This window comes from uncultured Fibrobacter sp., from assembly GCF_900316465.1.
GTDB lineage: Bacteria > Fibrobacterota > Fibrobacteria > Fibrobacterales > Fibrobacteraceae > Fibrobacter.
In genome coordinates this window covers 91,238-102,700 of sequence record NZ_ONDD01000006.1, presented here as the reverse complement: position 1 = coordinate 102,700, position 11,463 = coordinate 91,238, and the positions used below count along the sequence as shown (strand labels likewise).

The 11,463-nt window shown below is 45.5% G+C and carries 10 protein-coding genes; 9 read left to right on the top strand and 1 reads right to left on the bottom strand.

The annotated features are described in order from the left end of the window. Nucleotides 1–115: 115 nt before the first annotated feature. Entirely contained in the window at nucleotides 116–1,288 is a 1,173-nt protein-coding gene (locus QZN53_RS03825) for an acetate/propionate family kinase (protein ID WP_163437595.1), read from the bottom strand. 495 nt (nucleotides 1,289–1,783) lie between these two features. Here QZN53_RS03825 and QZN53_RS03820 point away from each other — a divergent pair, with 495 nt between their 5' ends. The 9 genes from QZN53_RS03820 to QZN53_RS03780 all read left to right on the top strand — a co-directional run bounded on the left by QZN53_RS03820 (nucleotide 1,784) and on the right by QZN53_RS03780 (nucleotide 11,378). After that, nucleotides 1,784–4,126, top strand: coding sequence for an AAA family ATPase (locus QZN53_RS03820; protein ID WP_163437594.1), 2,343 nt, complete (start codon nucleotides 1,784–1,786; stop codon nucleotides 4,124–4,126). A 3-nt stretch (nucleotides 4,127–4,129) separates the two neighbouring features. After that, nucleotides 4,130–4,435 carry a hypothetical protein gene (locus QZN53_RS03815; protein WP_163437593.1) on the top strand — a complete coding sequence of 102 codons (306 nt, stop codon included), beginning with the start codon at nucleotides 4,130–4,132 and terminating at the stop codon, nucleotides 4,433–4,435. Beyond that, the gene (locus QZN53_RS03810) at nucleotides 4,416–6,479 is read left to right on the top strand and encodes a VWA domain-containing protein (RefSeq protein WP_163437592.1); all 2,064 of its coding nucleotides are present in this window, start codon (nucleotides 4,416–4,418) and stop codon (nucleotides 6,477–6,479) included. The genes QZN53_RS03815 and QZN53_RS03810 overlap by 20 nt, the downstream gene beginning before the upstream one ends. Continuing rightward, complete coding sequence (locus tag QZN53_RS03805) at nucleotides 6,466–7,485, top strand: WYL domain-containing protein (protein WP_163437591.1); 1,020 nt, start codon at nucleotides 6,466–6,468, stop codon at nucleotides 7,483–7,485. Before QZN53_RS03810 ends, QZN53_RS03805 begins: the two co-directional genes overlap by 14 nt. Before the next feature lie 18 nt (nucleotides 7,486–7,503). Further along, nucleotides 7,504–7,737 carry a DUF2442 domain-containing protein gene (locus tag QZN53_RS03800; RefSeq protein ID WP_163437590.1) on the top strand — a complete coding sequence of 78 codons (234 nt, stop codon included), beginning with the start codon at nucleotides 7,504–7,506 and terminating at the stop codon, nucleotides 7,735–7,737. A 29-nt stretch (nucleotides 7,738–7,766) separates the two neighbouring features. Then, on the top strand, nucleotides 7,767–8,309 hold the full coding sequence (locus QZN53_RS03795) for a phosphatase PAP2 family protein (RefSeq protein WP_163437589.1): 543 nt from the start codon (nucleotides 7,767–7,769) through the stop codon (nucleotides 8,307–8,309). 45 nt (nucleotides 8,310–8,354) lie between these two features. After that, nucleotides 8,355–9,023, top strand: coding sequence for a histidine phosphatase family protein (locus QZN53_RS03790; protein ID WP_163437588.1), 669 nt, complete (start codon nucleotides 8,355–8,357; stop codon nucleotides 9,021–9,023). Nucleotides 9,024–9,304: 281 nt separating this feature from the next. Beyond that, on the top strand, nucleotides 9,305–10,465 hold the full coding sequence (locus QZN53_RS03785; RefSeq protein ID WP_088658265.1) for a PLP-dependent aspartate aminotransferase family protein: 1,161 nt from the start codon (nucleotides 9,305–9,307) through the stop codon (nucleotides 10,463–10,465). A gap of 1 nt (nucleotide 10,466) precedes the next feature. Further along, nucleotides 10,467–11,378, top strand: a complete 912-nt coding sequence (locus tag QZN53_RS03780; RefSeq protein ID WP_163437587.1) for a PLP-dependent cysteine synthase family protein — start codon at nucleotides 10,467–10,469, stop codon at nucleotides 11,376–11,378. The last annotated feature ends 85 nt before the right edge of the window (nucleotides 11,379–11,463 follow it).

The following is an 11,463-nucleotide window of genomic DNA, read 5'->3' as shown; positions in this document are numbered from 1 at the left end:
AGGTGGCAGATTGATGTGCGTGCCCTTGCACGCCGCTGGTATTGTAGGGCTACGCCCGTATATGAAGAACCGCCGGCTTCGCCGGCGGGTCACTTTTTTAATGCGTTAAAATCGCTTACTTTACGAGAGCTTCGGTGTCGAGAGCGATGAGGAGTTCTTCGTTGGTGGCGACGACCATGGCGGTCGGGGTGCCGTCCTTGCTGATGATGTGGCCGGATTCCTTGCCGTTCTTTTCGTTGCGGGCTTCGTCGATCTGGTAGCCGAGAATCTTGAGGTTGTCCATCGCCATCTTGCGGACAAGCTTGCTGTTCTCGCCGATACCGCCGGTGAACACCAGGGCGTCGATGCGCGGGAGTGCCATGGCGATGCCGCCGATTTCGCGGGTGAGCCTGTAGGCGAACGTTTCGAGGGCAATCTGTGCGCCGACGTGGCCTTCGCTTGCGGCCTGCGTCAGGGTGCGCATGTCGTTGCTGAGTCCGGAGAGGCCGAGAAGGCCGGATTCCTTGTTTACAAGCTTGTCGAGACGGTCGATATCGTAGCCGTACTTCTTGCTGATGAAGAAGAGGATTGCCGGGTCGATGCTTCCGGAGCGGGTGCCCATGATGAGGCCCTCGAGCGGGGTGAAGCCCATGGTGGTGTCAACGCACTGGCCGTTCAAAATGGCGGAGCAGCTGGAACCGTTACCGAGGTGGGCCGTGATGAGGCAGACTTCTTCGGGCTTCTTGCCCAGAATCTTGGCGGCCTCGCCGGTCACGAAGCGGTGGCTTGTGCCGTGGGCGCCGTAGCGACGGATCTTGTCTTCTTCGTAGAACTTGTAGGGGATGCCGTAGAGGTATGCCTTGCGGGGCATGGTCTGGTGGAAGGCTGTGTCGAACACGGCGACCTGCGGGAGCGTCGGGAAGAACTTGGTGGCGCATTCCATACCGGTTGCGTGAGCCGGTTCGTGGAGCGGGGCAAACAGAGTGATGCTACGAATGTAGTCGATGACTTCCTGCGTGACGCGTTCGCTCTTGATGTACTTACCGCCATGCACCACGCGGTGGCCGATAGCTTCGATGGTGTCGATGAGCTTCTGTTCGGCGAGGAACTTCTGGACTTCGGCAACGGCTTCGGCATGGGTCGGGCAATCGAAATTGAAGTCGATGTTGCCTTCGGGGCCCTTGGCCTTGACGTGGCCATTCACGCCGATGTTTTCGACGAGGCCGCTAGAGATGGATTCTTTGGTCTGGGTGTCGATAACGGCGAACTTGACCGAGGAGCTGCCGCAATTAAGAACGAGTACGCGCATAATTAATTACTAGTGGTTAGAATTAGAGTCTAGGTTCTAGGGGTGTCATCCTGAGCGGAGTCCGAAGGACGAAGTCGAAGGATCTAGACCAGATATTAAACTTGCACTAGGAAAAATAGTATTTTGAGGTTCGGCTGGCTTTTGGGATGGGAAAAACTCCCCCGAGCACAAGGTTCGAGGGAGAAGGTTAATTGGTCGTTATTTGCTTTTAGGTGGATTGCCACCACGGCCGCCTCCTGATTTGCCTCCTGTAGTAGAAGGCCAACCGGCACCGTTTGGATTGATTGGTGGTTGTCCATTGTGCTTTGACATAAATCTCCTTTGTGGTGTAGTGTGATACATTTCCTTTTTTTAAGAAATGTATTCGTAATATAAGTTCATTATGCGAATTCTATTTTCGTACGAATTCTATGTTCGTAATTAGAAGTGGGTGTGAAAAAGTTGTAGCTTTTTGTCACAAAAAAGATTATCTTTGAATGAGTCAAGGAGCAAACTATGAATGACACTGAAATGCTTGGAAAATTAAAAGCCGGTTTTGAAACGCTGTCTAGGGAAAAGAATGCGATCGTCGTTCCCTTGGAAGATCTTCTTCGCAAGGCTGGTTTTGCGAAAAAATCCAAACAGGTGTGTGTGGAACTTCTGAAAAAGTCGGGCGAATTTAAGCTGGACTTTAAAAAAGAAGACGTCATGGTTTGCATGAAAAATTTTAAACCGATGGAGATTTCCATGAATCAAGAAAATGCAGAGAAAAAAATTACTTTTAGCCTTCACGATAGAATTAAAACATTACGTGATGCTTTGTCACAAGGGTTGTATGAAAAAGACGAAGTGGTTCGTCTAGCATTGCTTACGGCGATTGCGGGCGAAAGTATTTTTCTCTTGGGTGAGCCGGGCTGTGCCAAAAGTATGATTGCAAGACGAATTGTTCAGGCTTTTAAGGCTGATGGTAAAGATGCTGTCAAATATTTTGAAACTCTTCTGAATGAATACACGACTCCGGACGAAGTTTTTGGAAATGTTTCTTTGAAGGCTTTGAATGGGGAACTTGATGAATGTAAAGGTAAGGAGGAGTACCGCCGCCTTACAGAAAATATGCTGCCTGAAGCGGACATTGCTTTCTTGGATGAAATTTGGAAAGCGGGCTCGGCCATTTTGAATACTCTCTTGACGATTGTCAATGAACGTAAATTCCATAACGGCAGTAAAGTTGTTGAAGTCCCGTTGAAAACGCTCTTTGCGGCGTCAAATGAATTGCCTGCCAAAAATCAAGGATTGGAGGCTTTGTATGACCGCCTTGTTCTTCGTTTGATGGTTTCGTTTATTAAAGACGAAAATAACTTCTTTGAAATGGTCGAGGCCCCATCGTCTTCGAAGTTTGAACTTTCTGATGATGTGAAAAAACTGCAAATTACTAATGCTGAATTGCAGGAATGGAAAGAAAAGATAGATGAGGTGACTCTTTCTGAAGGGGCTAAGTCTGTTATTTTGGCAATCCGTAAGGAATATGCCTCGCGTAACGCGGCTATGGATGATGCTGATAAACTTGCTGGCGAAACATTTGAAGTGGGCGACCGTCGTTGGAAGAAAATTGTCCACATCTTGAAAACATCGGCTTTCTTGAATGACCGCACTGAAGTCGATTTGATGGACTGCCAGTTGATTGAATATTGCATTTGGAGTACGGAAAAACAGCAAAAATTGGCTCGCGATATTGTTGAAAAATGTATCAAGCAGAACGGCTTGGATTGCGATTCTGCAATTGATGAAATCAATGAGCAGATAGAGAATTTTAAGAAGAAAATTGATGAGAAATGGTATGACAAAGTGACTGATCCGGCAACGGATAAAATTGTGACCGTTGATGGACAACAATGTTACGAGTGTACTCGGGATGGGTATAATGAAACTTGGTATGTGAGTGTCGCAAAAGGAGTTCATGCTTATTATTCAGATGATCATGATGTATATGATTCGAAAATGTCACTATACTCTTCTGATTATAGAATGACTAAATCAGGAAATAAAATAACATGTTGGTCTAATTTTACGGTAAAAAAGAATCCTGCAAAAACTCATTTGGAGTTTAAGAAACTTTCTGACATTGCTCATGAAATGTATCAAAAGGAATTTGATAAGGAATATTACGCACCGATTGTTGAGCGGATTCAAGCGGAAATAAAGGCTTTAAAGGATAAGAAGAGTGCGGATGAAGTTCCTTTCAAGGCGAACCTTTTTGCAAATCAAGAGTATAATGTTAGTATAACATCGAAGCTTGATGGTGCAATTCGTCAAATTGAAGATGCGAAGATTCAGTTGGACAAACAACGTAATCGTTATTATAAATCTGAACTTTCTGCAAAACTCTCTGTTGGAGATGTAATTCTTAAAAGTGGGATGATTTATTCTGCTGAAGAAGTTGGAACACTTACCGATGATCAGAAGAAAAACGTTGTTGCGGTTGTATGTGTTGCCGGTGAAAAGACATATGCAATGGGTGTGGTGCAATATGAGGACACGTGGGATAACATTGCTGAATTGAAACTGGCTTCTGAATATGGTGAAGCTAATGATTTGCCTAATGAATTTAAGTCTGATTGGATGGTTCCTGATAAAAATCTTCTTAATGATATTTGGAAGAATAAAGGCCGCATCAATGAATCGTTGATGGCGTTAAGCAATGAAATTTGTGTATTGGGCGAAACCGCATACTGGTCTTCAACAGAGTATAAAGGATCTGCTGCTGTATATCAGTTATTCGATGATGAAGGAAAAGCGGATCATACAACCAAAGATCACGAATTCTCAATTATTGTCATTCGTGAATGGACGAAGGATTAAGCTTTGAATTCTCAAAATGCGCAAATTGTGCTGAATGCACTTCATCAAAAATTTCCGGCTATGCCTGATGTTCGTTCTCTTTCGGACGAACAAAAGGCATGGCTTCAGATGAAAATCCAATTGTTGGCGGATTGTGTTGCTCCTTCCCAAACGTTTTTGCATCTGCAAAAGATTGGAAAACGATTGATGCATGCGACAGAGGAAATTCCTGATGATGAAATGCAGAGAATTGTGTCTTTTGTTTTTGATAATATGGGTGAAATTGAGAATGCTGTAGGTAGGGTGAATCATGGCAAGGCAGAACAGTAAGTCTCGCAAGTATGCTAAAAAGGCTATCGAAATTTTAAAACAGATTATTACGAAATATCCAAGTGGAATAGGTGAAGTTTCTACAATTGGTGACGAAGCTAGAGCATGGCTTGAACGGTCTGTTCAAATTGTCCGAGAAAATGTGAAACATATTTGGTTCCCTGGGGGTAAACCGAAATGGTTTGAAACTTTGCGTATTTCTAGAAATGATACATCGCATCAACTTGATTTTTCTGATGATCATACGTTTGGAAACTTGTGCTCCAAGTTCTTTTCGAACGTTGATGATATGTTGAATGACCTTCAAGGTATTGTTCCTAAGATAAAAACGGAATCTAAGAAAAAGCGAAAATTTGAGAATTTCGCTTCTCCGAAAGCTTTTGGTTCGGAGTCGGATCGTAAACAACTTGTGGATGCTATGGAAGATATGGCATCTCCTGTTGAACCCACGGATATTAAGATTGAGTTCCTCCAAAATGACTATGCGAAGATTGCTGAAAAAACGCTTTCGGAAGTCCTTGCTCATGATAATGTGAAAGATTATATCCAGTCGCATGAGGGTGTGTCTGAAAATATCCAGACGGATATTTTGGATTGGTTGCAACAAACGAATGAAACCTTGGAAAAAGAGGATCCTTTCTTTGAAGAAGCTCTTTTTGTAGCACAACAAAAGAAGTTATCTGCAATAGATGTTGCAAACGATCTTTCGAGAGAACAATCGAACATCGAAGCTCATTATAGGCAATTACCGTCTATTAGTGATTCTCAACGTGGGAAAATTGCTCCGAGCAATCTTGACTTTAAGTTTTATAGTGCGGAATTTGCCAAACAGCAGAAAAAAACAGGTAAAATCAGCACTTCGGTTCAGTGGAAATCGATGGAACAGCTGGAGGTTCTTCGCCGTAATTTTATCGGAGACATGGAACGGAATTTTGTTGATCGTAAGCACAAATGGGAACAAGAACGCATTGATGAAATGCGCAGAAAGTTCCTAGAAGATTTGTATAAACGGATACAGAATTTTAAGTGTCTTGAAAAGTTACTTTCTCCGTTCATTAACGATCTTGGTCGTTTGTGGGATTTGTCGGCGGGTGTATTTGAAACGAGTGGCTTTGAAATTTTGGAGCGATTCGCTAAGATTCTTGAACAAGACCAATCTTTGCAGGAACTGGCTGAAATATTGGGCAAGCAAAGTCGTGCCCAATCTGTTTTTGAAAAAGAACTTAGGGATGAGGTTGTTGTGAAATCGGAGTGGCATCCGCAAAATGCTTATCGAGGTGAAATCAAGGGCATTTGCTATTCAAATGACATTTCGACAGTCTTGCCGAGTGAACTGGCTTTGATGAAAAATCCTGCAACAAAAAAGCTGTTTCAGCTTCGTTTTGCTCAAAAGCAATTGATGTCTTTTGATTTTCAACGAAAGGTTCAGAGGACTAGGGAAGAAACAATTCAAGAAGAATTTTCTATAGAAAAGAAGGAACCCAAGGGGCCGATTATAATTTGCGTGGATGCTAGCGGTTCTATGCATGGAACCCCTGAAAACATTGCAAAAACTGTGACCTTTGCGTTGTCAAAAATTGCAATCGAGGAAGAGCGAAAATGCTATTTGATTTCGTTCTCCACAGGGATAGAAACTCTTGATTTGAGCGATTTTAAAAAGGGAGAAAGTCTGCAGAAACTGGTCCATTTCCTTGAAATGTCATTCAATGGGGGGACCGATGCTTCTCCAGCATTGCAGCATGCCGTAGAGATGCTCCAAACAGATGGATATAAAAATGCCGATGTGTTGATGATATCGGATTTTGTAATGGGAAGTCTCCCGAATAATTTGGTTGATTCCATCAATGCTGAAAAAGAGAAGAATACCGAATTCTACAGCCTAGTCATAGGAACAAGCGGAAACCAAAGTACGATTGATTGCTTTAATCATAATTGGCAATATGATACGGCTGACCCCCATGCATCGAGACACTTGGTCGAACAACTACACTCCATCAAGACAAGGAAAATAGAAACTGGAGAAGAACAAAATGCCGACGAATAAAAATGCATTTTTGCGATTCAAGATTCTTGACCAGTTATTATCTGAAAGTGTTGCTGCCCGCTATAGTATGAGCGACTTGGCAGCCCGATGTAACGAGGAACTCAAAGGTAAAGGGTTTGATCCCGTTTCAAGACGATGCCTGGAAAAGGATCTTGAATTTCTACAACAGGAATTTGGAAACATCAAAAGAACCCGTGCAGGTAAAAGTACTATAGTTTCATACGAAAGTCGCTCGGACAGCATATTCAATCAAAAAGTTTCACAATCTGAACGAAAATTATTGCAAGCAGTATCGCATATTTTGGGCCGTATAGATGGCTTGAGTGATTTTGATTTCTTAAAAAATCTTTCGCATAACGAAGAACTAGACGAACCCATCATTTCATTTGAAACGAATTCATATCTGGAAAAGAAAGAGCTCCTTCCTAAACTCTTAGGCTACATTGAAATGGCCCAATCATTAAGAGTTAGCTATAAATCCATTGATGGAAGTAAATCTGGAGAAGTAGATTTATTACCAAGATTCTTAAAACAGTACAATAATAGATGGTTCTTGTTTGCAAATGTGGAAGATGGGAAAGTTTTAACCTTTTCTTTAGATCAATTCAAATCAATAAAACCGATAACAAAGAAAATTGAGCCGGCAAAAATCCGTTGGACAGACTACTTTGAGGATATTGTAGGTGTGTCCAAAAAAGACGATGATGACGTGAAAAAAATTCTCTTTTGGGCTTCAGATAAACAATCAGCGTACATAAGAAGTAAGCCTATTCATTCATCGCAAAAGGAAATGAAGAAGGCTGGTAAAGAATTGCGAGAAAAATACGCAGTTCCTACAGGTGGACATTTCTTTGAAATTTCGTGCGTCGTAAATTACGAATTGAAGCGCGAACTCTCAGCAGCTTTTGGAGAAATATTGGTTTTGCAGCCGCAATCTCTATCCAAGGCAATACATGATTCAATTAACGAAATGAATAAAAGATATGCCTGTTTAATGGAGAAATGATACCTTTTAAGGTTCCCTATGCTTCACATAATTGCCGCCGAATACATTAGTGACTACAAGATATCCGTCGTGTTTGACGATGGGTGTCGTTCTGTTGCTGATTTTGAGGGCGTTGTCAAGGGCGACCATCGGCCAATTGTTCGGCAGCTTTCGAGCCTGGATTTGTTCAGGGATTTCAAGGTTCAGGCGAATACGGTCGTGTGGAGCAATGGCGTTGATTTCGCGCCGGAATTCATTAGGGGCAAGGCCTAGTGCAGCCTTATTTACTAAATTCCTCGTTGATGTTCAAGAAAATTGCAGAGTTTGACAATCGCGTGTCGGTTTATTGGACTAACCGGCATTTTTCCGAGAAGACGACGAAGTTTCTCAAGTTTTATGTGCGTCTGGGTGACGGCTACATTTGGGGCGTTTTTGCTTTGTTCCTTTTTTTGCATTTGGGCTGGTCGGCATTTTGGCCGATTTTGGCGCAGGCTTTGGTGGCGGTGGTGGTATCGCTCGGCTTGTATGAGGGTGTAAAGCTTTCTACCAAGCGACCGAGGCCATTTGCGGTGAATCCGCAAATCAAGGCGGAGGTTCCGCCTCTCGACAAGTACAGCTTTCCGTCTGGCCATACCATGAACAACTTGGCGGTGGCCTCGGCGGTGTTTTATGCGGTGCCGCAGTACGGCTGGATCATGATGCTCTTGCCGCTCACATGGGGACTTTTGCGCGTGTACTTTGGCGTGCATTGGCTCACGGATATTATTTGCGGTTTCTTGCTGGGCGTTTTAAGTTTTGCGATTGCGCATGCCATTTGGATTCCGGTTTCGGGAATGATTGCTTAGAATAGGAGATCCCGGCTCAAGGCCGGGAAGACAAATAAGGCTTATATGTTCATTCCCGCGTCAACCTTCTTCAATTCGCTTGCGTCTGACGAACGCGTATTCCTGTTGGTGCGTCACGGTGAACGCAACCATATTACGCCTAATGACCCTGACTTCGGTGCGCATGTGGGCCTTACGGAGCGCGGTCGCGAACAGGCTCTGTCGCTGGGTAAGTGCATTCCTGCCGAAGGCGATATCTGCTTTTATTCAAGCCCGGTAGGTCGCTGTGTCGAAACTGCTGAATTTATAGGCAAGGGCCGTGGCGTTGAAAATCCGCATGTCGAAAAGCTCGATTGCTTGGCTGAATACTTTGTTCAAGATTACGGCGAATACACCAAGGTGTTGCGCGCCGGATTTTACGAAGGCATTTGCGAATGGCTAAAGAATGAGGCCACAGGTAACCCACGTGGTGAAAAAGAAGCGTTTGCTCCGCTGCCTGCCCGTTCCGAAGAGATGCTTGCGATGATGCTTGAAAAGGGTGGCGCCCGCTTCAATATTTTTGCGACGCACGATGCTTGGGTTGTTCCGTGTCTCACGCACTTTTGCAAGATGACCTTTACGCCGCAACGCTGGATGAATTACCTGACGGGAATGGCCGTGGTTACCGATGCGCAGAAGAATGTGAAGCGGATTGAGCCCGTGACAGGCCTAGATACCGGCTGGTTATCGTTTTAAACTATAACAAACCAAAGAAAAATAGTATAACTGGATAGCCCGTTTTCAGTTGACAGCGTTATTGTTTTTGTCTATATTATTCCTACGTAAATGATAGGAAATAAAAGAATGGCTCATTACTTGATGAACAAGTGTTGTTTCTGTTGGGGTCGATGTCGAACGGGCGACTAGTTTTTAGGCTTTTATCTAAAACAGATTCCCGCTCGGTTTTGTCTCCGGAGCGGGATTTTTTATTCGAATTTAAACATTAAAAGGCGCAAGGCGCTAAAGGACTTCAAAAAATGTCAACTTCCAAGTATATTGAAACGAAACTCATCCACGGCGGCATCGATGGCGACAAGGTTACCGGAGCCGTTAACGTGCCCATCTACCAGACTTCTACCTACAAACAGGCGGGTCTCGGCGAAAATACCGGTTGGGAATATTCCCGCACGGGTAACCCCACGCGCGCAGCGCTCGAAGCATTGATTGCAGACCTCGAAGGCGGTGTAGCAGGCTTTGCTTTTGGTAGCGGCATGGCGGCTACCTCTACGGTGCTTTCGCTGTTTAAGCAGGGCGATCGCATTATTATCTCGAGCAATGTTTATGGCGGAACCTTCCGCGTTTTGGACAAAGTATTCAAGAACCTCGGCGTTACCTATTCTATCGAAGATACCACCGACTTGGCAACGCTCGATACCAAGGTGACGCCCGATGTAAAGGCTTTCTTTATCGAAAGCCCGGCGAACCCGCTCCTGACCGTGACGGACTTGGCTGGCGTTGCTGCTATTGCCAAGAAGCATGGAATTCTGACGATTGTTGATAACACCTTCATGACGCCTTATTTGCAGCGTCCGCTGGAACTTGGCGCCGACATCGTGGTGCATTCTGCGACCAAGTACTTGGGCGGCCATAGCGATGTGGTGGCTGGCCTTGCAGTGACCAACAATAAAGAAATCGCAGAAAAGCTCGCATTCAATCAGAATGCCGTGGGCGCGGTGCTCGGCCCCTTCGATTCATTCCTCCTGATTCGCGGTATTAAGACGCTTGGCGTGCGCCTTGATCGCCATACCGAAAATGCGGAACGCATTGCCCGCTACCTGGAACAGCACGAAGCCGTGAAGCATGTTTACTATCCGGGACTCCCGACTGCTCAGGGTTACGAAATCAACAAGAAGCAGGCCAAGAACGGTGGCGCCATGATTTCGTTCGAACTTTACGAAAACTACGACATCAAGAAATTCTTCAAGGCCCTGCAGCTGATTTCGCTGGCCGAAAGTTTAGGCGGTGTTGAAAGCCTCGTATGCCATCCGGCTACCATGACCCATGCCTCTATTCCGAAGGAAATTCGTGAGAAGGTGGGCATTACCGACGGACTCATTCGTTTGTCTGTAGGTATCGAAAAAGTCGATGACATTATCTTGGATTTGAACGCCGGCATTAACGCCGCGAAGGAAGCATAATATGCATTACTATGAATCGATGCAATCTTTAATCGGGAAGACTCCGCTTGTAAAGCTTACGCACGTGGGACTCCCCGAAGGTGTAAACCTGTTTGCCAAACTCGAGCTCTGGAATCCCTCGGGTAGCGTGAAGGACCGCACCGGCCTTTACATGGTGAACGACGCGATTGAAAAGGGTCTCCTGAAACCGGGTGGAACCATTGTCGAAGCCACCGCAGGCAATACAGGCCTCGGCATCGCTTTTGCAGCCCTCAACCGCGGCATCCGCGTGATATTCGTGGTGCCCACCAAGTTCTCGCAAGAAAAGCAGACGCTCATGCGCGCTCTCGGAGCAGAACTCATCAACACCCCCCGCGAAGACGGGATGCTCGGCGCCGAAAAGAAAGCCGAAGAACTTTTGACGCAAATTCCGGGCTCTGTTTCGCTCAGGCAGTTCCGCAACATGTCCAACCCGCTGGCCCATTACGAAACCACCGGCCCCGAAATCTACGAAGATTTGGATGGACAAGTTGACTACGTGGTGGCAGGCGCAGGAAGTGGCGGTACCTTCAGCGGCATTCTCAAGGCGCTCAAGGAAAAGAACCCGAACATCAAGGGTGTGCTCGCAGACCCCGTAGGTTCTACTATGGGCGGTGGCGAACATGGCGACTACAACATCGAAGGAATTGGCAACGACTTTATCGCCGACACCATGGACATGTCGCTTGTGGATCAGGTCATCAAGATTAACGATGACGACGCTTTTGGCGGCGCTCGCGAACTCGCCAAGAAAGAAGGACTCATTGCAGGATCTTCTTCGGGTGCAGCATTCACCGCAGCCAAAAAGCTCATCGCCTCGGGTGCCCGCGGGAACATCGTGTTCGTAGCCCCCGACCGCGGCGACCGTTACTTTAGCAAGGGATTGTACGAGTAAAAGTCACTAGTTGATATTACCTCTGTCTTCAAAACTCCACCAGGTTGGCGGAGTTTTTTTGATGCGGAAGCAATAGCTTTCTTTT

Bases quoted from the DNA above. Each gene is read 5' to 3' on its own strand.
- QZN53_RS03825 (WP_163437595.1), bottom strand. From the start codon at position 1,288: ATGCGCGTACTCGTTCTTAATTGCGGCAGCTCCTCGGTCAAGTTCGCC.
- QZN53_RS03820 (WP_163437594.1), top strand. From the start codon at position 1,784: ATGAATGACACTGAAATGCTTGGAAAATTAAAAGCCGGTTTTGAAACG.
- QZN53_RS03810 (WP_163437592.1), top strand. From the start codon at position 4,416: ATGGCAAGGCAGAACAGTAAGTCTCGCAAGTATGCTAAAAAGGCTATC.
- QZN53_RS03805 (WP_163437591.1), top strand. From the start codon at position 6,466: ATGCCGACGAATAAAAATGCATTTTTGCGATTCAAGATTCTTGACCAG.
- QZN53_RS03800 (WP_163437590.1), top strand. From the start codon at position 7,504: ATGCTTCACATAATTGCCGCCGAATACATTAGTGACTACAAGATATCC.
- QZN53_RS03795 (WP_163437589.1), top strand. From the start codon at position 7,767: ATGTTCAAGAAAATTGCAGAGTTTGACAATCGCGTGTCGGTTTATTGG.
- QZN53_RS03790 (WP_163437588.1), top strand. From the start codon at position 8,355: ATGTTCATTCCCGCGTCAACCTTCTTCAATTCGCTTGCGTCTGACGAA.
- QZN53_RS03785 (WP_088658265.1), top strand. From the start codon at position 9,305: ATGTCAACTTCCAAGTATATTGAAACGAAACTCATCCACGGCGGCATC.
- QZN53_RS03780 (WP_163437587.1), top strand. From the start codon at position 10,467: ATGCATTACTATGAATCGATGCAATCTTTAATCGGGAAGACTCCGCTT.